Source organism: Bacillus cereus group sp. BfR-BA-01349 (genome assembly GCF_022663795.1).
GTDB lineage: Bacteria > Bacillota > Bacilli > Bacillales > Bacillaceae_G > Bacillus_A > Bacillus_A cereus.
The window spans coordinates 1-21762 of sequence record NZ_JAKUGE010000065.1 but is presented as its reverse complement, the minus strand read 5'-3'; the positions used below and the strand labels follow the sequence as shown (position 1 = coordinate 21762).

Genomic DNA, 21762 nt, shown 5'->3' with positions numbered 1-21762 from the left:
ATGTGGATGTATATAAAACGCGATAAAAGATTTTGGATAAGCATTGGATTTCTTCTCATATTAGTTCTTTTGAGCATCGGAAATACGTTATGGAATGATGGACACATTAGACAAGTTACATTGCAATATGATGCGGATGAAAATCCACAAGTGCCACCGTTTTCACCTTCATTCCAATTTTTACTCGGGACAGATCGGAAAGGATACGACCTTTTACATTTAGTTATTGAAGGCGCGAAGTGGACGATTGGTATATCTATTTTAATTGCGGCACTTAGAATGGTAATAGGTGTGTTCTTTGGTGTTGTACTTGGAACATATGTAAGAAGAGGTTTTTCAAAGATTGAGGCTTTTTTTGATAGTTTCACAGTTATTCCGACAGTTAGGATTGCGTATTTTTTTCTTCAATTTGCAAATCTATTTGGAAGCGGAGAGGAAACAACAAGCTTTTTTGAAAGAGCTTCGTTTCAAGTTGTATTACTTGTAATGCTTGTAATGCCAGTTATTGCACTGTATGTTGCGAAGGAAGGTCGTAAATTACAAACAGAAGAATTTGTTGATGCCGCGCGCATATTAGGCGGCTCGAGAAGACGTATTGTTATAAAACATCTTTTTCCGCATCTCTATATGACTTTTATACTCGTATTTCTTCAACAGTTTACGCAGACTCTTACTATTTTACTGCACTTAGGGTTACTGGAAGTATTCTTTGGCGGAACTGTTAAGTTTTTCGGACCGGTAGAAGAAGTAGAGTCTTACACGCATGAATGGTCAGGTTTAATTGGAGTATACTTTAGGTCATTAACAGTGCATCCATGGATTCCTCTCGTACCAATTACATTTTTCGGCCTAACTATTTTTTCAGGAAATATGATTGTGAAAAGTATAGAAGAGGCGATGTTGAAAGTAAGGTTAGGAGGAGAGAGAAAGAGGAAACATGTAGAAGAGGAACAATCTGCTTTGCAGTCAAAAGAAGAGTTATTTACTTTTAAGCATACGATGTGAAGAGAAAGAAGAAGCAAGCATGGATTTCATGCTTGCTTCTTTTCTTTATTTTGTAGAAACTTCACCTGCAGCTTCTGTTTGCGGAATAAAGTATCCAATTATACCACCGATTATTGCTGGAATGATCCAGCCAATTCCTAAGTTATAAAAAGGAATGGTGAGTACGATATTAGCGATAAAATCTGGTATCATTTCCACATTATCAAGTGCGTGAATACAGCTAATAATAAATGCTGCGATCATCGCTCCGATGTAGACAGAAGGTTTACGTTTCGTATATTTATCGATAAATGATACGAAAATTAAAATGATTGTAATTGGGTACAAAATAATTAATACAGGTAGTGTGATTTTAATTAATAAGCTTAATCCTAAGTTTGAAATAACGAAACTAAAGATACAAACGTATAGCACAAGCTTTTTGTATGAAACATTTGTTAGCCCTGTTGTGAAGTAATTTGCAAATGCACTTACAACGCCAATTGCCGTTGTTAAACAAGCGAAGATAATGGCGATACTTAATAAAATATTACCGCTTGTCCCAAAGAATTGATACATAACAGTAGCTAATAGTTGACCACCGTTTTCGAATTGCCCTAAGTTTCCGTTTGAAGCTCCGATATAACCGAGTAAGAAGTAAACAATTGTTAAGAATAGAGCAGCGATACTTCCGCAAATGATTGTATATTTCGCGATAGATTTCTTCTCTTGTATACCGTTTTGACGAATTGCATTTACAACAATTGTTGATAGTACGAGAGCGCCAATTGCATCTAACGTTAAAAATCCTTCAAGAAATCCTTTGAAAAACGGGATGTCTTTATAGTCACCGATAGGCTCTGCAAACGTTCCTGGTGAAAGAATCGCTTTTGTTGCCATAATTGCAATAATTACAAGTAAAATTGGCGTTAATATTTTACCGATATGATCTACTAGCTTGGATGGATTTAATGATAAGAAGTAAACGACTGTAAAGAAAATCGCACTAAAAACTAACATAGAATACCATTGATCTGGGAAAAGTGGTGCAATCCCGATTTCATAAGATACGGATCCAGTTCGTGGAATAACAAATAGTGGGCCGATTGAAAGATAAATAATGATAGCGAATACTGCTGCGAATTTTGGATGAACACGGCTCGCTAAAGTGTTAAAACTACCACCAGCAAGGGCAACAGCAACGATAGCAAGTAAAGATAAACCGACGTCTGTAATAATAAACCCTGTAATGGAAACCCACATATTTTCTCCGGAAGAAAGACCGAGAAGGGGCGGGAAAATCATATTACCAGCACCGAAGAAAACTGCGAATAGTAATAAACTAATCGAAAGTATTTGCGCTGGTTTTAAAGTTGTATGCATATAAAGAAAATCCTCCTAATGAGTGTTTTTGTCGAAAATTCAAATAATTTGTCGAGTAACTGTTATTATTTTAAAGGTCTGATGACTAGAAAGCAATAGGGAATTTTGAAAATATTAAAAAATAATGCATTAAATCGAATAAATATACTATTTATATGTTTAATAGGAAGGATTTAACTTTTAACATAAAAAAACACATATCGCTAGGATACGTGTTTTAAAAAAATATTTTTTTATCGCGTTCTTCTTTTAAAATTTCAACTGCTTCTCGGAAACGTTGTGAATGGACAATTTCTCGTTCACGTAAGAAGCGTAGGCTGTCATTTATATCTGGATCATCTGATAAGTTAATGAGCCATTGATATGTTGCGCGTGCTTTTTCTTCAGCTGCAATATCCTCGTATAGATCGGCAATTGGATCACCTTTAGCCTGTATATAGGTTGCAGTAAATGGAACACCAGCAGCGTTATGGTAATGAAGAGCACTGTCATGATCAGCGTAATGAGGGTCAAGACCAGCAGCTTTCATTTGTTCAGGGGTCGCATCTTTCGTCAGCTTATGAACCATCGTAGCAATCATTTCAAGGTGAGCAAATTCTTCTGTACCAATATCAGTAAGTAGGCCAATGACTTTATCTGGAATTGTATAACGTTGATTTAAGTAACGTAGTGCAGCAGCTAATTCTCCATCTGCACCACCGTATTGCTCGATTAATAATTTTGCAAGTGCGGGATTGCAAGTTCCCACTTTAACTGGGTATTGTAATTTCTTTTCATAAATCCACATAGTTTCTCTCCTTTATATTTGCCATGGCCAAGGACCTTTGCTCCATTCCCAAGGGGCATTAGAATAGCTGTTTCCAAACTGTTGGAGTGGTCCGTATTTTTCTTCCATCTTTTGTTTTAATACTCTCCGTCTATAGGAAAAGTCATTAAATTGATTAATCGCAGCGGTGTCATCTGGATGTGTATCTAAATAAAGAGTGAGTTCAACTAGTACAAAGTCTAATTCTTGAAGCTCCAGTAAAAGCTGATAGTATTCTTCAGGTAGCGATTGATTCACGTCAGTAGTCACCGCCCTTTTTTATAAGGATTTTCATAATAGTCATAAAAAACAGGCCATAAAGTCCCTTTTTGTAGTGCTTCTTTTGGTGTGAATTGCGGCAAGTTTGGCGGTTGAAAGCCTAAAAATAAATTAGGAGGAGTAGAATAATATTTTTTTCCGATAGGAGGACAAGGATCGAGAGGGCTATGATAGGGCACGAATGATCTCATATATTTATTCACGAATAAACCTCCTTACATGTTCATTACTACGTATTGTATTCAGACATAATGAGCATTTATGACACATATAAAAAAGTAATAGGTACGGGGGGAATGAATGTGGAGACTGTGAAACAATTCATTGTATTGGAAGTAAAGAACTTAAAGGAAACTCTGTATTTTTATGAAGGGATTTTAGGGATAACACCTAGTTCAGAAAGGCCGCAATTAGATATTGCAGGGGTTTGGTATGATACTGATTCAACGAGAATTAGTTTTGTGATGAATCGCAGTTTGGGCGGGCGTGAGAAGAGTGTTACGGACTCAGTTGATGTTCTAACGTTTTCAATTTCTAACATAGAGAATGTAAAGAAGAGGTTAGTATTTTATAAAATCGCATATACAGAAAACAAAAGTGAGAAGAGTATTGTGGTACAAGACCCGGATGGATATAAACTTCAAGTGATAGAGAAGGATGAATAGACGGAGGGGATTTAGTGGAGAGAAATTATGAAGAAAGTGCGTTGTTTGAGCATCAATTTTGGTTAAAGGTACTTACTGATCATGCACAATTTTTACTGGATGCATTAGCCCCGAAGGAAAAAGAGGATATAAAAAAAGCTACTTACTTTGTTGAAACATTTACGAATTTGTTAAATAAAGTTCGGAATGTGAATCTGATGGCATTTTCAAAAGAGGCAGAACAAGCCGCTAAGGAGATTCGGGCGTTTAAATTAAATATTATACAGAAACAGCTGGAAGGGAAAATTACTATTCATTTTACGCCAACTTTTATTAATCATATGGTAAACGAAGTGGAAGAGTATATAACAGTTTTAGAGTTTTTGAAGAAGGGGGAAGTTCCGCCTGTTTTTCATGAATTACATTATCATCTCGTTTGGTTAACGGATGCGGCTGGTCATGCAGGCTCTATTTCTGGTGGATTAGATCTTGTTGAAAAAAAGATTAAAAGAGAAAAGCGAAGAATTTACGAAGCATTTTGAACAATTTTACTTAAAGGCAGTTGAAATGACAGGGTATTTACGGACAGAGCTGCATCATTTTCCTGCATTAAAGAAGTTTACGAAAGATGTTTCACTTGAATTGAAATTATTTTCGCATTTTTTACATGAAGTGGAAGAGCTCGAGTTATCTCATGAAGTATTAAGTGCACAATCAGCTAGAATGGCAGATCATATGGCAAGAGAAGAATGTTATTACTTATTAAAACTAGCTCAATCGTCTGGACTTGAAATGCCGAAATGTAATCCGCTTTAAAGAAAAAGAGGTCAATTTTATTTGGCCTCTTTTTCTGTTTTATTTTCTCTTTTTATTTTTGCTTGTTCAATGCTTGCTTGTAATGTCTCCATAATATTAATGATGTTCGGAGCTGGAGAGATTGTTTCGGTTTTTTCCTGTTGTTCAATTTTGTTTTCGATTAGTTCGGTAAGGGCTTCTTTATACTCATCTGTATACATCTCTTGTTCAAAAGGATTTGTAAGATGGTGGATTAAATTGATTGCTGCTGTGAGTTCTTGTTTTTGAATCGGATAATTTTCGTTACTTGGTAAGTTAGGTGTATTTGTTATAGCGCGAATTTCATTAGGGTAGTGAATAGTTTGCAACATAAGACCATCTTCAAAGTTGCGGATAATAGCTAAATGTTGTTTTTTTCTAATGGAAATATGGATAAGACCAAGTTTATTCGTACGTTCAAGAGCTTCTTTTAATAATAAATATGATTTTTCATGTCCTGGGGTAGGTCCTATAAAATAAGAGCGATCATAGAGAACAGAATCAATTTCGTTATTTTGGACAAAAGATATAATACGAATGGATCGTGGTTCATGAGCTTGTTGTAATTCAGCTAATTCTTTTTCATCCATAATAATATATTTATGAGGTGCGTATTCATAGGCTTTTACAATATCGTTATCATCAATTTCTTCATCCGTACAATCGGGAGCGAACTTTTTATATTTAATAGGTGTTAAGCATTCTTTATGGAGACTTAAAAATTTTATGTCGTTTTCTTCTACGGCACTATATAGTTTGATGCCTATATTTAATAGTCCAAGTGAAAGTGCACCTTTCCATACAGTATGCAAATGAAACATCTCCTTTCGTTCAAAAATGATTATGTATATTATGAGATAGTAAGAAATTCCCTATACGTTTTTTGTTTTTTACGAAAGGGATTGGGATATAAAATATATTGACAAGCCCTCTGAAATATTTTAATGTGAGTGTATAAAATTGTGTATAAAGGGGAGTAACTTATTACAGTAAAGTCGTCATTACAGGGAGAAACCCTCGGCTTTATTGGCAACGTTTCGTTGTTAGTGAGACCTTTACCAGCAATGGTAAAGGCCCCTTTCTGTCTTTTTGAGGACCCTTACCATATTTGGTAGGGTCCTTTTCGTATACAAAGAGAGGAGATATAAAAATGAAAAAACTTATTAGTAGATTAAGAGTTGTATTTCATGTTCGCCGATTTGTTCCATTCCTATTTGACTTTTTTACTTCAAAAGAGGTTTCAATAAAGAAGAAAATTTTATCTGTTGCTTTTTTAGTTGGTTATGTTGCGATGCCGCTTGATTTAATTCCAGACTTCCTACCGTTTATCGGTATTTTAGATGATATTGGAATTGTGTTATTCATTTTGAACCGAATTGTAAAAATGGCGCCAGTTCAATTACAAGAAAAGCATAACGTAAACGTAGGATAGGAGTTAAAATATGGAGCAAATGATTTTAGATATAATCGAGTTTTTAAAGCAGTTTTCTTATTTTGGAGTTGTATTGGCTTTAACTTTCGAATTTATTCCGGCAGAAGTCGTTTTGCCTATGGTTGGGTATTGGGTATACGAGGGAGATATGAATTTTTGGCTAGCTGTATTAGCTGGAACACTTGGCGGAACGACAGGACCGTTAACGTTATACGCACTTGGTTATTATGGTGGTCGTCCGCTATTAATAAAATACGGAAAATACTTCTTTATTAAAGAAGAACAAATTCAAAAAGCAGATGACTTCTTTGAGAAATATGGACCAGTTGTAGCATTTGTGGGACGCTTTGTACCAGGAGTTCGAACACTTATCTCTGTTCCATGTGGCATGGCAAAAATGAACATATGGAAGTTTAGCATATATACATTTGTAGCAATGTTCCCGTTAACGACTTTATATGTCTATTTTGGAATGAAATTAGGTCCGCATTGGGCAAAAGCGGCGGATGTTGTTGGACAATATATGCTACCGATATTACTAGTCGTAGTTATTATTGTAGGTGGTATATTAATCTATAAATTTATGAAAAAAAGAAACAGAACGGAATCTATCTAGTCATTTGAATATTTTTTGAAAATAGATGAATCGTACAGGCAAAAGACTCTGAAGGACATACACATATAGGGAATAAAAAAAGAGAGAGGGGAAAACAACTATGTCTTGTGAGTGCTCAGGGGCTGCATTAACTTGTTGTCCAGATAAAAATTATGTACAAGATAAAGTGTGTAGTCCGTGGTCTGCTACTGTAGTTGCGACAGCAATCGATAATGTTCTTTATACAAATAATATTAACCAAAACGTAGTTGGTACTGGTTTTGTTAAATATGATGTTGGACCAGGCCCAATTACTGTAGAGGTGCTTGATTCAGCTGGTACTGTAATAGATACACAAACATTAAATCCAGGAACGAGTATCGGGTTTACGTATCGTCGTTTCGATATTATACAAGTTGTGTTACCTGCAACACCTGCTGGAACGTATCAGGGAGAATTTTGTATTACAACACGTTATCCACTTTCATAGCAGAATAGGAGAGGATCAAAATGGGAATGAGAAGTTCCAGTTTGTCTTGTTGTTCTAATAAAACACTTGTGCAAGATCAAGTATGTACAGACTGGTCTATTACAGGTGCTGGTACTCAAATTGTATATACGAATAATATTACACAAGAAGTATATGGTTCAGGTTACGTGAAATATGATGTAGGGGCGGCTCCAATTACAGTTGATTTTTTAGTAGGCGCTACAGTAGTTGATACTGTTACTGTTCAACCGCAAAGTAGTGGTACTTTCACTGTACGATATTTTACGACTGTTCGAATTACTACGACAGGCACAACTGTTAATCAAGGAGAGTTTTGTATTACTGTACGTTATCCGATTTCATAAAAAAAGCATACCATTTCTGGTATGCTTTTTTTATGAAATTGGTATTTTAGAAGCGACGTGTAAATTCGCAACAGTACTTACCTTCTAAATATAATGAAGGACTACTTTCTATATTAATAATACTGACAGATTGTAAGTCTTTTCCTGTGTAAGATATTGTATTACCAGGAAAAACAGTGAAAATATTAGTTACTGTTCCAACGATTTGAATTGTAACCGCTTCTGTGCTGCTAGTACTATTATAAACCGAGACGGTACCTGATATAAGTAGTATTGCATCACTTTGCCACAGTATTATTGGCTGTGATTTATGTTTGGCAGAGGAAATAATGTTATTCGTTATAAGGAAATTTCCAGCAAATTCATTTGTTACTAGTTCGTAATTTGGATTTGGAGGAGAGGGCGGTGGACAGGGATTTGGGCAAATAATAGATAAAGGAGCGAAACAGCCAATATTTTTTTGTTTCTTTAATACAACCCCTCCTTTTAAGTTGTCTTTTACTATTATTAAATGTAGAAGCATGGCCGATGTGTTAAAAAAAGAAGGAAATGTTAAAAATTAAGATTGTCTAATAGGCTTAAACCTTAACTTATCATTAGTGTTATAGAAAAGATTATATGTAAATGGTCATAGGAAAAGAATGATTAGACTCTTTTAGACAAAAGGTGGTTGTATACCATAGTACGAGGAATGTTGGACTTAATTTCTAATTAACTGTATATTTACAAAAATCTAATAAAGTTCATTTGTTATTTAAACGACATTAACATATATTAGATAAAATAGCCCTTGTAATGAATCAATTATTATGAGGAGGATTCACGTGGACAGAAATGCTTTAAGAAAAGTAAAAGGCCTTATTGGATTATTAATGGTTTTTGTATTAGCATTCGTATCATTTCCGTGGAGTACATCAGTCAAGGCGGAAGAGAAAAAGCAAGAAAAGGCATCAAGTGAGAAGAAGATAGTTTTTCCAGTTGTAAGTGATGTGCATATTAAAAATAGTGGAACGGATGATACGTTTCGCTGGAAAAGAGCGATTGAACAGTTTAATACATTAGCACCAAAGCAAGATGCGTTTGTTATTGTAGGCGATTTCACAGATACAGGATCAGTGCAGCAATATGATCGTTTCATGCAAGTGTATAATGAAAATGCAAATAAAGATGCCGTGCGAATGAATTCTCTCGGTAACCATGATTATTGGAACGGTTTATCCGTAGAGGGTGCACAGAAGCGTTTCTTAGAAAAAACAGGTATGGAATCAATTTATTATCATAAAGTGGTAAAAGGTTATCACTTCCTTGTTATGTCTCCAGAGAATGGAACAACACATGGTTATTATTCGGACAAGCAAATTAATTGGTTAAAAGAAGAAATGGCAAAAGCACAAAAAGATGATCCAGAAAAACCGATTTTTGTATTTTTACATCAACATATTAAAGATACAGTGTACGGTAGTCAGGAATGGGGAACACAAGATAGCGCAAAAATTAATGCAGTGTTAAAAGAATATCCACAAGTTATTACGTTTTCAGGTCATTCACATTATCCGTTAGATGATCCGAGATCGATACATCAAAAAGACTTTACATCAGTTGGTACATCTTCAGTAAGTTATATGGAAGTTGAAGGTGGTAAAGTACAAGGGAATATCCCGCCAGGAGCTAGTACGTTAAGCCAAGGTTTATTAGTAGAAGTAGATGAAGAAGAAGTGACGATTAATCGCCGTGATTTCCATACGAATTCTTGGACAGGCGAGCCTTGGAAAATTAAATTACCAGCAAAGAAAGAAACATTTACACATGTAGAAGATCGTGATAAAGAAAAGCCTTACTTTGCTAAAGATGCAAAGCTTGCTGTATCAAATGTAACAGAAAATGCGGCAACAGTAACATTCCCGCAAGCATTGGACAACCTTCTTGTTCATTCGTATCGCGTACAAGCGAAGGATAAACAAACGGGAGAGATTAAAAACAAGTTATTAGCATTCTCAGAATTTTATCGTGATCCAGTGCCAAAAGATCTTACGTTAACGCTTGCTGGGTTAGATGGTGGGAAAACATATACACTTGAAATAGTTGCCATTGATTCATTCGGCAATGAAACCGCTCAGCCGTTAACAGCAGAAATTACTACAAAAAAAGATAATATTGACCCGAATGTGAAAGTACCGAAAGCGGATGTTTTTGATGTAAACTTTGGAGATGGTACATTTAAAGACAATTCACCATTTGGTACAAAAGGTGATGTGAAGGGCAATGTGGTTATTGAATATGATAAAGCATTGAAGAAGAATGCTATGAAGTTAAACGGAAAAGCAAATACATTTGGATACCTTCCATTTTCAGCAGCACAAAAAGAGAAAATAGCAAATATGTTTACGTTAGAAACTGTATTTTCAATGAATGAAATTCGCGGACAAGGTATTTTGCAAAATACAGAGAGCGGCGGAATTGGTTTTGAGTCTACAGGAAGTGGATATGTTGAATTATGGGCTCACATTGGCGGTAGCTACAAACGTGTTGGCGTTCAATTAGAAGCGAACAAAACGTATCATTTAACAGGAACATATAACGGAAGCGAAGTGGCAATTTACGTAGATGGTAAAAAAGTAAACAGTCAGTCAGCTCAAGGGAAAGTTTATAACCCGAACGTACCATTTGCATTTGGAGCGGATCCTGATAGTAACGGAAATGGTGGTATTCCGTTAAATGGACAAATCGCGTTAGCAAAATTATATAGTAAAGCTTTAAGTTCTTCAGAAGTATTAGCATCATACAATGAGTTTTCTAACCGTACGAAGTTAGAGCAAGTAAATGCGTTATTTGAAGAGCTTGGAAAAGTAAAAGAAGTGTTAGTTAGTACGTATGAATTTGGTGATAAGCCAGGTCAATATTCAAAGGAAGCCTTTCAAGAATTAGAGAAAAGCTATAACATTGCAAAGCAAGCATTTGAAAATGTAGGAAGTACTGGGGAACAAATTATTCAAACATATAATGAATTAAAATCAGCTAATGTAACATTCGTACAATCAAAAGTGGCAGAAGAACAACCAAAAACAACGAAAGAAAAATTACAGATCAATATTGAATCTGCAAAAGCAGTAGTGAAGAAAGCGCAAGCTGTAAATGTAACAGATGGTTCAGTGAAATCATTGCAACAAAAAATTACAGTTGCAGAAGCTGTATTACAAGATATGCAAGTAAAAGATGCACAGGTAGAAACGATGAATCGTACATTAGAGTATGCGATTTCACTTGTTGAAAAAAGTATGAACAAATAAGAGAGAAGAAAAGAAGCTTATCATGATAGGCTTCTTTTTTGTTATACTAAAAGTAGCATAGAAAGAAGGAGCGAATAATTTGGAACAGAAAAAGCTAAAAAGAATTCTTGAATATGTATGGATCGCGGTTGTGCTCCTTGTAGGATATTATTTATTAAAAGATAAAAGTATTTGGGTTTTATTCTTAATGACGTTTTTATTAGCAGGATTAGGAACGTTATTTATTAACTTCTTCTTTGATAGTTTGAATGCCTGGAAGAAGAAAAAGAAGGGGACGAAGTAAAGGAGGGAATATATGCAAAAGTGGAAGCTCATATATCAGGTGACTATTTTCTTAGTGCTTGTGGGTATTGGAATGGTCAAATATTCGACACCAATAGGAAATTGGGCATGGTTTACAGCTTGCATCGGCATATTTTTCATTTTACAATCGTTAACGAAAAAATATAATAGTACAGAAAGATAGCTCGCCGTTTTATCGGCGAGCTATTTTGTTATGCTTTTTTCTGTTCATCATCTGTTTTTTCGGTAGCTAAATGACTATGTTTCCTAGAGTAGAAGAAATAGAAGCATAAGCCGACTATAAGCCAAACTGCAAAGCTAATCCATGTTGTTTTAGACAAATTGATCATTAAATATAAGCAGCAAAGAATCGCGACAACTGGTAATACAGGTACGAAAGGTGTACGGAATCCACGTTTTAAGTCAGGGTGTGTTTTTCGTAAAATAAGTACTGCGCAGCAAACGAATGTAAAGGCTGTTAATGTGCCGATGTTTACTAAATTCGCTAGCAAATGTAAGTCTAAAAGGCCTGCTAATAAAGCGGCAACGACGCCAGTAATCCATGTATTTAATAAAGGGATTTTTACTCTTTTATTTACACGTGCTAACGCTTTTGGAAGTAGACCGTCACGGCTCATCGCATACGAAACGCGAACTTGTCCATACATCACGACTAGGAGGACGGTCGTCATTCCAGGCATCGCTCCAACAGCGAGTAGTCCTGCAATTGCATCTTCACCAACGAAGTGCAATGCAAATGCAACTGGATCAGAAACGTCTAATTGTGTATAAGGAACCATACCTGTTAAAACGAAAGATACAATCATATATAAAATAGTACAAATAAGAAGGGAACCAATAATACCAATTGGTAAATCACGCTGTGGTTTTTTCGTTTCTTCCGCAGCGGTTGCGATTGCATCAAAACCTAAAAAGGCAAAAAACACAGTGGCAGCGCCAGTAATAATACCGTCGTATCCGAATGGAATGAACGGTGTCCAGTTTTCAGGTTTTACATATTTTGCGCCTGCTACGATAAAAGCGATAATAACTGCTAGCTTGATAAGAACCATAATATTATTAATGCGAGCGCTTTCGCGTATACCGAAGCTTAAAAGACCGGTAATGATTAGTAAAATACAAACAGCGGGTAAATCGATGAGGCCACCTTTTCCTACGCCAGGGGCCGAGGCGATTATGGCGGGCAGGTGTATATTGAAACCTTGTAGTAATGATTGTAAATAACCAGACCAACCGACAGCTACTGCTGCAACGGCAAGTAAATATTCGAGCATTAAACACCATCCGACGATGAAGGCGACGACTTCTCCGACTGTCATGTATGCGTAAGTATACACACTTCCTGAGACAGGAATAGAAGAAGCAAATTCAGCATAACAAAAGGCTACACAAGCACAAGTAAATGCAGCAATAAGGAATGATAGCATAATACCAGGACCAGAATGTTTTGCTGCAACAATACCTGTTAATACAAAGATCCCTGTCCCAATTACGGCGCCGATTCCTAAAAACGTTAAATCGAGTGCAGTTAATGTTCTATCTAGTTGCTTTGGTGACTCAGTACTAAGCGCTTTTTTTCGTAATAATGACTTCACTTTGGACTCTCTCCCCCCGTTTTTTCATTTCCATAACTGCGACTATAGTATGAGCCCATTAAAAAAGAGTAAGTAAGTGGAGGTGCAGTTATGGTATGTAGTTTTTTAAAATTGCTGGATTAATCTTAATATAATTCAGAATATTTTGTCAAATAAAAATATGACAAATAAAATGCGGATCAATAGGGGAAACTACTTGCAGAAATGGACGGGGTTAACGCCCCACTGATTAAAGTTAAAGTAGGAGCAGATGCTATGTTATTTTATTTTGAACTTGTCGTCATTTTACTTTGTACGAAATTAGCTGGTGATATTAGTGTGAGACTTGGTCAGCCTTCTGTACTTGGTAAGTTAATTGTTGGTATTATTATTGGTCCGGCTGTACTCGGTATTATTAATAGTTCTGAACTGATTGATGAACTGAGTGAGATTGGTGTTTTGTTACTTATGTTTATGGCGGGACTTGAAACGGATTTAGAAGAGTTAAATCGGAATTTGAAATCTTCATTTGCAGTAGCGGCTGGTGGAATTATTTTTCCTTTCATCGGTGGTTATGTAACAGGATTGCTGTTTGGATTAATACAATCCCATGCCATTTTTTTAGGGTTATTACTTTGCGCGACATCGGTTAGTATTACGGTGCAGATGCTACGTGATCTAGGAAAAATGAATACGAGAGAAAGTACAATAATTTTAGGTGCTGCCGTATTTGATGATGTCATTGTCGTTATTTTATTAGCATTTGTAATGAGTTTTTTAGGAACACAAGATGTGAATATAACACTTGTCATTGTAAAGAAAATTATTTTCTTTGTAAGTATTGTTTTTATTGCTTGGAAAGTCGTTCCTTGGATTATGAAAATGCTTGTCCCGCTTCGTGTAACAGAAGCGTTAATTAGCGCGGCTCTTATTATTTGCTTTTCTTTTTCTTATTACAGTGAAATGATGGGAATTGCAGGTATTATTGGAGCGTTTGCGGCGGGAATTGCTATTTCTCAAACAGAGTATAAGCATGAAGTGGAACATAAAATTGAACCGATCGCTTATGCAATATTTGTTCCAGTATTCTTCGTAAGTATCGGAATGGAAATTACATTTCAAGGCATTGGAAGCCAGTTTTGGTTCATTATTATTATGACTCTCATTGCGATTTTCACAAAGTTAATCGGATCAGGTTTAGGAGCAAGGCTGACAGGGTTTAACCTCCAATCTTCTATTAGTATTGGCGCGGGGATGGTATCACGTGGTGAAGTAGCGCTTATCATCGCTGCAAATGGACTTACGGCGAATTTATTAGCGAAAGAAAATTTCACAGCGATTGTTATTGTTGTTATATTGACGACGATTATTACACCGCCACTTTTGAAGAAATATTTTGTATAGAGAGGAAGAGCTTATCTGATGTAGGTAAGCTCTTTTTTTATTCCTAAAAGCAACGATCATATAGCATGAAGGGTTTGTAATTATGGTAAAATCTATGTATGTGATATGACAAGGAGAGGGAAGTGTGAAGATTACGAAGGAGAAGGTTATCGGTGTAATCGTACTTATTGCAGTATGTATACCATTTACTGCATGGAAAGAATCAAAAGTGAAAGATTTTCCGGTTTCTATTTTTTCGGAAGAAGCAGATGGTGAGTACGGTCAGAAGCTGAAATATACTGCTTTTTTACCTGATGTTGCGATTTGGATGAACGGTTGGGAAAAGAAGTGGACAGAAGGGGAAAGAACTGTTTATCAAAAAGGGAATCGCATTGTAAATGTGTTTCATCCTCCTGGCGATGATGGTTATTACCTTCTTGAAGCAAGAGAAAATAAGTGAACGCAACCGTAAGAAGTGGAGGTTAAATAGTGAAAGCTTCAACATTACTATTTAAAATTGAAAGTAATATGGATCAATTTTCACCAGCTGAGAAGAAGGTTGCCATGTACATAATGGAGAATGCAGAGATTGTACCGAATTTAACGACGAAAGAAGTGTCAACGAATGCAGGCGCAAGTGAAGCGAGTGTCGTTCGCTTTTGTAAATCGATTGGAATCGGAAGTTTTAAAGCATTTAAGATAGCACTCGTTCGTGAATTAACGATTACTGATTATAATATTAACGATTTTTCAGTGATGAATACAGAAGATGGACCGTATGATTTATTTAATAAAGTTACTTATGTGAATAAAGCTGCAATTGAGGCGAGCGTGACGGCGATAGATAAAAAAGAACTTGAAAAAGCTGCAGATCGTATTGTAAATGCCGATAAAATTATCTTTTATGGAGTAGGCGGATCAGCTACTCCGGCGATGGACGGAGCTTATAAATTTACAAGGCTCGGATTTACAGCGATGATGCTATCCGATTTTCATATGATGTTGCCGCTTGTGACGAATTTAAAAGAAGGCGATATATTTGTTGCGATTTCAACATCTGGTCGAACGAAAGATGTGCTTGAAATGGCGCAGTATGCAAAGAGACAAGGTGCAACTGTTATTGGAATTACGAAACTAGATCAATCATCACCGTTATATAAAGAAGCGGATATTCGCCTTTGTATGCCAGATGTAGAACAAGATCATCGTATTGCGAGTATTGCTTCGAGAATGACGCAATTGAATATGATCGATGCTTTATATGTGATTACTTTCAATCGAATTGGTAATAAAGTATTGAATCAATTTATGGAGACGCGAGAAGAAGCGTTGCGGTTACGGAAGTTAAAGTAGAAGAAAAGATGAGGAGACTCATCTTTTTTTATCCCGCTATTTGCCGTGCAGTAAGACCCTCACTTCAAAATTCAGCGGAACCAAAGAAAGTTAGGTGGGGATCAACTACCCGTTAATGCCCGATTGGTGCGGGCTAATAATCAGTGGGGATGAACAAAACCCCCACTGATTAAAGTTTCACTTTATGATCTTTGACAAAAATATGTCATGTCGTGAAATTTTATTTCATAAAATAAGAAAGAGTCATTGATTTTTAGTTTCTTAAAGTTATAATAAAAGTGTGAAATATAATTTCAAAGAGGGTGGCAATATGTTAGAAAATTTATCGACAGAACATCGTAATGAGAAAACAATGAATTTGGATGAGATGAGCATAAAAGAAGTGTTGCAAAGTATGAATGAAGAAGATCGAACTGTTGCGTTAGCAGTTGAAAAAGAGATAGAACAAATTGAAAAGGTTGTACAGACTGTTATTAAATCTTTTGAAGAAGAGGGACGTTTAATTTACATTGGTGCTGGTACGAGTGGTCGTTTAGGTATTCTAGATGCAGTGGAATGTCCGCCGACATTTGGCACGGATGATAAAATGGTGCAAGGATTTATAGCCGGTGGATTGAAAGCGTTTACTAAAGCGGTGGAAGGTGCTGAAGATCGCGAAGAGTTAGCAGAAGAAGATTTAAAAAGTATTGGATTAAATGAGAAAGATACAGTGATTGGAATTGCTGCAAGTGGCAGAACTCCTTACGTAATTGGCGGCTTGAAATACGCACAGAGCGTAGGAGCGAGTACAGCGAGTATTTCTTGTAATAAAAATGCTGAAATAAGTAAATATGCAAAGTTAAATGTGGAAGTAGAGACAGGTGCAGAAATATTAACAGGATCAACACGTTTAAAAGCTGGTACAGCACAAAAATTAGTGTTGAATATGATTTCAACAGCTTCGATGATTGGTGTAGGAAAAGTATATAAAAACTTAATGGTAGATGTTCAATCCACAAATGAAAAGTTAGTAGAACGGTCAAAACGAATTATTGTGGAAGCAACAGGCGCTAGTTATGAAGTAGCGGCAGAGTATTATGAAAAGGCAGAACGTAACGTAAAAGCTGCCATTGTTATGGTGTTGTTGCAGTGCGAATATGGGGAAGCACTGGAGAAACTAAAATGCGCAAAAGGGTTTGTGAAGAAAGCACTATAAAATAATAGGGAGGGGGATTCTATTATGAAGAAAGAAGAGAGAATGGCCAAGGAAATTTCGGAGCAACTTGGATGAATAAAAAATATTCGTAGTATTGCTCATTGTATGACGAGACTACGATTAACGCTTCATGATGAAAGTAAAGTAAGCACGGACCTTTTGAAAAAGGTTGAAGGTGTTATGGGTGTTATAGAAGATGAGACGCTTCAAGTTGTCGTTGGTCCAGGAACAGTAAATAAAGTAGCAGCTAAAATGGAAGGCTTAACAGGACTACGAATTGGTGAGGTAGCAGATCATCACCTTGAAGATATTGGGCAAGAGATGAAATCAGAGATTAAGAAGAAAAATAATACACCGGTGAAAAACTTTTTACGAAAAATAGGAAGTATTTTCATTCCGTTAATTCCAGGACTTGTTGCGTCAGGAATTATAAACGGGGTTGCTAACTTTGTGAAAAACGCTGGTGCTGATCCAAATGCAACGTGGTTACAAATGTTACTACTCATTGGCGGCGGTATCTTTACATTCTTAGGAATTTTAGTTGGTTGGAATACAGCGAAAGAGTTCGGCGGGACACCGGTTCTTGGGGCAATTGCTGGTATTTTAATTTTCAACCCGGCGATGGCAAACGTAAAATTGTTTGGTGAAGCATTAGTGCCCGGACGGGGCGGATTATTCGCAGTTATTTTTGCAGCATGGCTTATGGTTGTAGTGGAAAGACAAGTTCGAAAAGCAGTGCCGAATGCAGTTGATATTATCGTGACACCACTCATTACTGTATTAGTTGTAAGTATTGTAACGATGTTAGCCATTCAGCCATTAGCAGGTTTCTTATCAGATGGTATTACGAGCGGAATTAATGCTATTTTAAATATTGGCGGAGCATTTGCTGGCGCAGTACTTGCGGGAACATTTTTACCTCTCGTTATGGTCGGATTGCATCACGGTTTAACACCAATTCATATGGAATTCATTAATCAAACACACGTAACACCTTTATTACCAGTACTCGCAATGGCTGGTGCTGGCCAAGTGGGCGCAGCAATTGCGATTTATGTGAAAACAAAAAACAAACGACTTCGAAATGTAATTAAAGGTGGATTGCCAGTTGGCTTTTTAGGAATTGGTGAGCCGTTATTATACGGGGTTACATTACCACTTGGGAAACCGTTTATTACTGCTTGTTTAGGAGCGGCTGTCGGTGGTGCATTCCAAGCAGTTATGCAAACAGCTTCTCTTGGAATTGGCGTATCAGGGCTATCTTTAATTCCGTTAATTGCTGACAATAAATATTTACTATATTTCTTAGGTTTAGTAATTGCATATGCTTTCGGATTTATCTTTACGTACTTCTTCGGATTTAAAGAAGAAATGGCAGAAAACATATAGAGAAAGGGATTCCTTTCTCTTTTTCTATTAATAGAGAGGGAGATTTATATGATCGGAGTTTCCATTTATCTTTCAAAAGAACGAGTAGAGAAACAAGAAGAGTGGCTAAAAGTAGCGAAGGAAAATGGGTTTACATCTATTTTTACATCACTGCACATTCCAGAAGATGATCCAAATACGTATAAAGAGTTAATTCAAATATTAGGGAAAAAAGCTCTTGCACATGAGATGGAGCTAATGGTTGATGTTTCTCCAAAATCGTTACACCATTTAGGGCTAACATATGAAAATGTGGAAGAGCTATTGGACTGGGGCATTACCGGTTTAAGAATGGATTACGGCATTGCGCCAAAAGAAATTACAAGCGTATCTCATAAGATGAAAGTAGCTTTAAATGCGAGTACGATTACAAAGTCATTTTGGAAAGAATTACTTGCAGAACATATAAGAGTAGAGAATGTAGAAGCATGGCATAATTTTTACCCGCGCCCAGAGACAGGACTAGCAAAGTCTTTCTTACAAAAACAAAATCAATATTTACAGAAGTGCGGAATAAAGACGATGGCATTTATTTCAGGAGATGCGGAAAAACGTGGTCCGTTATATGAAGGGTTACCAACGTTAGAAAAACATCGCAATATGCGCCCGCTTGAAGCGTACTTAGAACTTGTTCAAGATTGTGGTGTTGATAAAGTATTGATTGGAGATATAAGCGCAAGTTTAGAAAGTATGCAAGAAGTAGCTAGTGCAAGTAGAGGGATTATTCCATTGCGTTACAAATCATTTATAACTGATAAAGAAGTATTAAAAGTGGTAGAGCAAGTGCATACAAATAGACTAGATCCGGCTCGTGATGTTATTCGATCTGTAGAATCAAGGGAAGGAAATAGAGTGGTGATAAAGCCGATGCATACAATTGTAAGAAAGAAAGGGAGTATTACAATTGATAATGAATTGTACGGTAGATATGCAGGGGAGATGCAAGTTGCCATATATGATTTACCTGTAGATGAGAAAGTGAACGTTATTGGAATGGTTGTGGAAGAGGACGTGTCTTTACTGCCTTATATTGGCGCTGGAAAAATGTTTCAACTTTTTTATGCGATAGAATAAAAGCTTGAATTAGCGCTATTTTGTAAGAAAACATTATCCGTAAAACGGATAATGTTTTTTGTTTTCTTTAAAAAAGTATTTGACGAATGAAATAAAATACCGTATTGTTTTGACTTGTAAATAAAAGTTCACCATAACAAAACAAAAAGGAGAGTTCAAAATGAATCAATATATTGGGAATTTAATTATTCGTATCGTGTTAGGAGTTACGTTCTTTGCACACGGTTTAGCAAAGTTTCAATCAGGTATCGATAACGTAGCAGGATGGTTTACAAGCATCGGTTTACCAGGTGGCCTTGCATACGGCGTAGCAACAGTTGAATTAGTTGGTGGTATATTATTAATTATCGGTTTAGGTGTACGATATGTAGGATTGTTATTCGCTCTTATTTTAGCTGGAGCTATCGTAAAGGTAAATGGAGCAGCAGGTTTATTAGGAGATGGAAAGAATCCAGGATATGAATTAGATCTTGCATTATTATCAATGGGTACGTATTTATTCGTAGTAAAAGCAGAAGGATATGTAGATCGTTTCTTAAAAGAGAAAGTAATGAAAACGAAGTAAATTTTATTTATAAATTGTTGACTTGAAGAATTAATGTAACTATAATGGTTACAACGAGTGGATTAAGAGTAAAACAATTTAAATATTTTTTACACAAGATGTAACTACACAAGTTACATCTTGTGTAAAAATAAATAAACGGGAGGAAGTAATATGCCTAAATCAAATTTAGAAATTATTAAAAGCACGTATGAAGGATCAGCTTCTTCAAATGCAAAGCATTTAGCAGAAGCCCTCTCTGAAAAAGTGGAATGGACAGAGGCAGAAGGTTTCCCGTACGGCGGAACATATAAAGGCGTAGAAGCTATAATGGAAAATGTATTTAGCCGTTTAGGATCAGAATGGGATGATTATAAAGCAAGTGTAAATACATATCATGAAGTAAGCGGAAAAGATGTAATTATTGCTGAAGGTATGTATTCAGGAGTTTATAAAGAAACGGGAAAATCATTTGAAGCAGAATTTGTCCATGTATGGCAACTGGAGAACGGAAAAATCGTGAAGTTTAAGCAGTATGTAGATAGTTATATTGTTAGGGAAGCAATGAAGAGCTAATGCTTTTTAAATGGATCGTAGGTATATGCATTACAATTATAGTAATTTTCTCGTCTATAGTTGGCGGAATGAAATTGCTTGCATATGTAGAAAAAGAAAATAAAAATATTCAAACCGAGCGAGCGACAAACGAAAAAGAGAAAAAAGCTGCAGAAGAAGCTCCGCAAATTAGTGAAGGTGAAATTATTTCTACTATGCATAAAATGGTGCACCAAAAGGTAAAATCCTCTGAAAAATGGGGATTTGTAGAGATGACAAAAAAGGAAATTTCTAATGTAAAAAGAGATATTGAAAATGGTACAGGTTTTCAATATAAAATGAAGTTATTTTCTATTATAAATAGATGGGAAAAAGGAGATTTTTCTCAAACTGTTGAGGAGCATAACTTTTTATGGAGCCTTCAAGGTGGAGATACTGGCAAGGCGACGGAACGTTTATCGCCAGAAGAGGAAAAGCAGTATATAAAAGAAATGAAGAGAAAATAAAAACATCGTCAACCCAGATGACGATGTTTTTTCATTAAGAATGTTTTCGCATTAAAGGTCTAGTTGGCTGAACGGCAACAGTTTTGAAATGAGAAAATAAATAACATCCTGTTACAACGACAATTGTCCCTAAAATTTGTATCCACGTTAATTCTTCTCCGAGGAATATGAATGCTAAAATGGCTGTGAAAATTGGATTGAAGTTTAGAAAAATACCTGATGTAGTTGCGCCTAATTTTTGTACACCAATATTCCAAAATACCATACAAAGAACTGTCGAAATAAGCCCAGTATATAAAAGTGATGTGATGAAAGAAGTATTTATATTTGAAACAGTGAAGCTACCTATGTTAAACGGTAGTAATAAAATAACGCCGAAAATACCAGAGTACAACGTTGCCATAAGTGGTGTAGTTGTTTTTGTTGCCCATTTACTACAAACAGAATAGATTCCCCAAATACAAACTGCTGCAATCATCCATAAATCACCGCTATTAAAATATAGTGAAAATAAAAGCGAGAAATCACCTTTTAATAGGACGAGGATGACCCCGAAGAATGAAAGAATCATGGATAGGATTTGAAGTGTATTTACTTTTTCTTTTAGAAATAATACTGAAAATAATGCGATTGAAATTGCATTCAATGTAGAGATAAGAGCGCGACAAGAAGTCGCTTCATAATAGTGCGTATCCATAAGGATACGCTATTCTAGTTGTCAAGAATATTTCCACCCAAAACAGCGTTGC

The 21762-nt window shown here is 36.0% G+C and carries 25 protein-coding genes and 2 pseudogenes; 19 read left to right on the top strand and 8 right to left on the bottom strand.

The window, feature by feature from the left end; all coding sequences use genetic code 11:
* Positions 1–1005: an ABC transporter permease gene (locus MR169_RS25120; RefSeq protein ID WP_242320224.1), complete on the top strand. Its 1005-nt coding sequence runs from the start codon at positions 1–3 to the stop codon at positions 1003–1005.
* Positions 1006–1050: 45 nt separating this feature from the next.
* Here MR169_RS25120 and brnQ2 read toward each other — a convergent pair whose 3' ends face one another.
* From brnQ2 to MR169_RS25100, 4 genes are all read right to left on the bottom strand, one after another.
* On the bottom strand, positions 1051–2367 hold the full coding sequence (gene brnQ2, locus MR169_RS25115) for a branched-chain amino acid transport system II carrier protein BrnQ2 (protein ID WP_242320223.1): 1317 nt from the start codon (positions 2365–2367) through the stop codon (positions 1051–1053).
* A 217-nt stretch (positions 2368–2584) separates the two neighbouring features.
* Positions 2585–3154 (bottom strand): spore coat protein CotJC, encoded by a 570-nt coding sequence (gene cotJC, locus MR169_RS25110; protein ID WP_242320222.1) that lies wholly within the window; start codon positions 3152–3154, stop codon positions 2585–2587.
* 12 nt (positions 3155–3166) lie between these two features.
* The gene (locus MR169_RS25105; protein ID WP_242320221.1) at positions 3167–3430 is read right to left on the bottom strand and encodes a spore coat protein CotJB; all 264 of its coding nucleotides are present in this window, start codon (positions 3428–3430) and stop codon (positions 3167–3169) included.
* Between the two features lie 8 nt (positions 3431–3438).
* The gene (locus MR169_RS25100) at positions 3439–3654 is read right to left on the bottom strand and encodes a spore coat associated protein CotJA (protein ID WP_001046257.1); all 216 of its coding nucleotides are present in this window, start codon (positions 3652–3654) and stop codon (positions 3439–3441) included.
* 48 nt (positions 3655–3702) lie between these two features.
* Here MR169_RS25100 and MR169_RS25095 point away from each other — a divergent pair, with 48 nt between their 5' ends.
* Both MR169_RS25095 and MR169_RS25090 read left to right on the top strand, forming a co-directional pair.
* Positions 3703–4116, top strand: coding sequence for a VOC family protein (locus MR169_RS25095; protein WP_001999135.1), 414 nt, complete (start codon positions 3703–3705; stop codon positions 4114–4116).
* A gap of 14 nt (positions 4117–4130) precedes the next feature.
* Positions 4131–4911: pseudogene (locus MR169_RS25090) on the top strand (DUF2935 domain-containing protein).
* 17 nt (positions 4912–4928) lie between these two features.
* On the opposite strand, the gene ku reads toward MR169_RS25090, so the two are convergent.
* Positions 4929–5741, bottom strand: coding sequence for a non-homologous end joining protein Ku (ku, locus tag MR169_RS25085; RefSeq protein ID WP_016117205.1), 813 nt, complete (start codon positions 5739–5741; stop codon positions 4929–4931).
* A 338-nt stretch (positions 5742–6079) separates the two neighbouring features.
* Between ku and MR169_RS25080 the strand changes: the two genes are divergently transcribed.
* The 4 genes from MR169_RS25080 to MR169_RS25065 all read left to right on the top strand — a co-directional run bounded on the left by MR169_RS25080 (position 6080) and on the right by MR169_RS25065 (position 7811).
* The gene (locus MR169_RS25080) at positions 6080–6361 is read left to right on the top strand and encodes a YkvA family protein (RefSeq protein WP_000733852.1); all 282 of its coding nucleotides are present in this window, start codon (positions 6080–6082) and stop codon (positions 6359–6361) included.
* Positions 6362–6371: 10 nt separating this feature from the next.
* Positions 6372–6977 carry a DedA family protein gene (locus MR169_RS25075; protein ID WP_016117207.1) on the top strand — a complete coding sequence of 202 codons (606 nt, stop codon included), beginning with the start codon at positions 6372–6374 and terminating at the stop codon, positions 6975–6977.
* 100 nt (positions 6978–7077) lie between these two features.
* Positions 7078–7446: a DUF3992 domain-containing protein gene (locus tag MR169_RS25070; RefSeq protein WP_016117208.1), complete on the top strand. Its 369-nt coding sequence runs from the start codon at positions 7078–7080 to the stop codon at positions 7444–7446.
* A gap of 20 nt (positions 7447–7466) precedes the next feature.
* Complete coding sequence (locus MR169_RS25065; RefSeq protein ID WP_000525813.1) at positions 7467–7811, top strand: DUF3992 domain-containing protein; 345 nt, start codon at positions 7467–7469, stop codon at positions 7809–7811.
* Positions 7812–7857: 46 nt separating this feature from the next.
* On the opposite strand, the gene MR169_RS25060 is transcribed toward MR169_RS25065, so the two are convergent.
* Complete coding sequence (locus tag MR169_RS25060) at positions 7858–8334, bottom strand: S-Ena type endospore appendage (RefSeq protein WP_242320220.1); 477 nt, start codon at positions 8332–8334, stop codon at positions 7858–7860.
* Between the two features lie 301 nt (positions 8335–8635).
* Between MR169_RS25060 and MR169_RS25055 the strand changes: the two genes are divergently transcribed.
* The 3 genes from MR169_RS25055 (at position 8636) to MR169_RS25045 (ending at position 11564) form a co-directional block, all read left to right on the top strand.
* Entirely contained in the window at positions 8636–11098 is a 2463-nt protein-coding gene (locus MR169_RS25055; protein WP_016117210.1) for a LamG-like jellyroll fold domain-containing protein, read from the top strand.
* 79 nt (positions 11099–11177) lie between these two features.
* Entirely contained in the window at positions 11178–11381 is a 204-nt protein-coding gene (locus tag MR169_RS25050; protein ID WP_000435800.1) for a hypothetical protein, read from the top strand.
* Between the two features lie 12 nt (positions 11382–11393).
* The gene (locus tag MR169_RS25045; protein WP_016117211.1) at positions 11394–11564 is read left to right on the top strand and encodes a hypothetical protein; all 171 of its coding nucleotides are present in this window, start codon (positions 11394–11396) and stop codon (positions 11562–11564) included.
* Between the two features lie 28 nt (positions 11565–11592).
* Here the strand turns inward: MR169_RS25045 and bcaP are convergent, their stop codons facing one another.
* The gene (bcaP, locus tag MR169_RS25040) at positions 11593–12996 is read right to left on the bottom strand and encodes a branched-chain amino acid transporter BcaP (RefSeq protein ID WP_242320219.1); all 1404 of its coding nucleotides are present in this window, start codon (positions 12994–12996) and stop codon (positions 11593–11595) included.
* Positions 12997–13200: 204 nt separating this feature from the next.
* Here bcaP and MR169_RS25035 point away from each other — a divergent pair, with 204 nt between their 5' ends.
* From MR169_RS25035 to MR169_RS24995, 9 genes are all read left to right on the top strand, one after another.
* Positions 13201–14379, top strand: coding sequence for a cation:proton antiporter (locus MR169_RS25035; RefSeq protein WP_242320218.1), 1179 nt, complete (start codon positions 13201–13203; stop codon positions 14377–14379).
* A gap of 124 nt (positions 14380–14503) precedes the next feature.
* Positions 14504–14818 carry a hypothetical protein gene (locus MR169_RS25030; RefSeq protein WP_000704958.1) on the top strand — a complete coding sequence of 105 codons (315 nt, stop codon included), beginning with the start codon at positions 14504–14506 and terminating at the stop codon, positions 14816–14818.
* 29 nt (positions 14819–14847) lie between these two features.
* Entirely contained in the window at positions 14848–15711 is an 864-nt protein-coding gene (locus MR169_RS25025) for a MurR/RpiR family transcriptional regulator (RefSeq protein WP_242320217.1), read from the top strand.
* 310 nt (positions 15712–16021) lie between these two features.
* Positions 16022–16906: an N-acetylmuramic acid 6-phosphate etherase gene (murQ, locus tag MR169_RS25020; protein WP_000892344.1), complete on the top strand. Its 885-nt coding sequence runs from the start codon at positions 16022–16024 to the stop codon at positions 16904–16906.
* A 75-nt stretch (positions 16907–16981) separates the two neighbouring features.
* On the top strand, positions 16982–18295 hold the full coding sequence (locus MR169_RS25015) for a PTS transporter subunit EIIC (RefSeq protein WP_242320228.1): 1314 nt from the start codon (positions 16982–16984) through the stop codon (positions 18293–18295).
* Positions 18296–18343: 48 nt separating this feature from the next.
* Positions 18344–19408 carry a DUF871 domain-containing protein gene (locus MR169_RS25010; RefSeq protein ID WP_086391558.1) on the top strand — a complete coding sequence of 355 codons (1065 nt, stop codon included), beginning with the start codon at positions 18344–18346 and terminating at the stop codon, positions 19406–19408.
* 160 nt (positions 19409–19568) lie between these two features.
* Positions 19569–19973 (top strand): DoxX family protein, encoded by a 405-nt coding sequence (locus MR169_RS25005; protein WP_001077752.1) that lies wholly within the window; start codon positions 19569–19571, stop codon positions 19971–19973.
* A gap of 153 nt (positions 19974–20126) precedes the next feature.
* Positions 20127–20528 carry a nuclear transport factor 2 family protein gene (locus MR169_RS25000; protein ID WP_001126690.1) on the top strand — a complete coding sequence of 134 codons (402 nt, stop codon included), beginning with the start codon at positions 20127–20129 and terminating at the stop codon, positions 20526–20528.
* Positions 20528–21013, top strand: coding sequence for a PRK06770 family protein (locus MR169_RS24995; RefSeq protein ID WP_000897984.1), 486 nt, complete (start codon positions 20528–20530; stop codon positions 21011–21013). The genes MR169_RS25000 and MR169_RS24995 overlap by 1 nt, the downstream gene beginning before the upstream one ends.
* A 34-nt stretch (positions 21014–21047) precedes the next feature.
* On the opposite strand, the pseudogene MR169_RS24990 reads toward MR169_RS24995, so the two are convergent.
* Positions 21048–21671: pseudogene (locus MR169_RS24990) on the bottom strand (DMT family transporter); the annotation flags it as partial.
* Between the last annotated feature and the right edge of the window lie 91 nt (positions 21672–21762).

What these genes read in the sequence shown, in the direction of transcription:
- MR169_RS25045 (WP_016117211.1), top strand. Translation starts at nt 11,394, where the DNA reads ATGCAAAAGTGGAAGCTCATATATCAGGTGACTATTTTCTTAGTGCTT.
- MR169_RS24995 (WP_000897984.1), top strand. Translation starts at nt 20,528, where the DNA reads ATGCTTTTTAAATGGATCGTAGGTATATGCATTACAATTATAGTAATT.
- murQ (WP_000892344.1), top strand. Translation starts at nt 16,022, where the DNA reads ATGTTAGAAAATTTATCGACAGAACATCGTAATGAGAAAACAATGAAT.
- MR169_RS25060 (WP_242320220.1), bottom strand. Translation starts at nt 8,334, where the DNA reads ATGCTTCTACATTTAATAATAGTAAAAGACAACTTAAAAGGAGGGGTT.
- MR169_RS25120 (WP_242320224.1), top strand. Translation starts at nt 1, where the DNA reads ATGTGGATGTATATAAAACGCGATAAAAGATTTTGGATAAGCATTGGA.
- MR169_RS25080 (WP_000733852.1), top strand. Translation starts at nt 6,080, where the DNA reads ATGAAAAAACTTATTAGTAGATTAAGAGTTGTATTTCATGTTCGCCGA.
- MR169_RS25035 (WP_242320218.1), top strand. Translation starts at nt 13,201, where the DNA reads ATGGACGGGGTTAACGCCCCACTGATTAAAGTTAAAGTAGGAGCAGAT.
- MR169_RS25065 (WP_000525813.1), top strand. Translation starts at nt 7,467, where the DNA reads ATGGGAATGAGAAGTTCCAGTTTGTCTTGTTGTTCTAATAAAACACTT.
- MR169_RS25010 (WP_086391558.1), top strand. Translation starts at nt 18,344, where the DNA reads ATGATCGGAGTTTCCATTTATCTTTCAAAAGAACGAGTAGAGAAACAA.
- brnQ2 (WP_242320223.1), bottom strand. Translation starts at nt 2,367, where the DNA reads ATGCATACAACTTTAAAACCAGCGCAAATACTTTCGATTAGTTTATTA.
- MR169_RS25095 (WP_001999135.1), top strand. Translation starts at nt 3,703, where the DNA reads ATGAGCATTTATGACACATATAAAAAAGTAATAGGTACGGGGGGAATG.
- MR169_RS25005 (WP_001077752.1), top strand. Translation starts at nt 19,569, where the DNA reads ATGAATCAATATATTGGGAATTTAATTATTCGTATCGTGTTAGGAGTT.
- MR169_RS25070 (WP_016117208.1), top strand. Translation starts at nt 7,078, where the DNA reads ATGTCTTGTGAGTGCTCAGGGGCTGCATTAACTTGTTGTCCAGATAAA.
- MR169_RS25075 (WP_016117207.1), top strand. Translation starts at nt 6,372, where the DNA reads ATGGAGCAAATGATTTTAGATATAATCGAGTTTTTAAAGCAGTTTTCT.
- cotJC (WP_242320222.1), bottom strand. Translation starts at nt 3,154, where the DNA reads ATGTGGATTTATGAAAAGAAATTACAATACCCAGTTAAAGTGGGAACT.
- MR169_RS25000 (WP_001126690.1), top strand. Translation starts at nt 20,127, where the DNA reads ATGCCTAAATCAAATTTAGAAATTATTAAAAGCACGTATGAAGGATCA.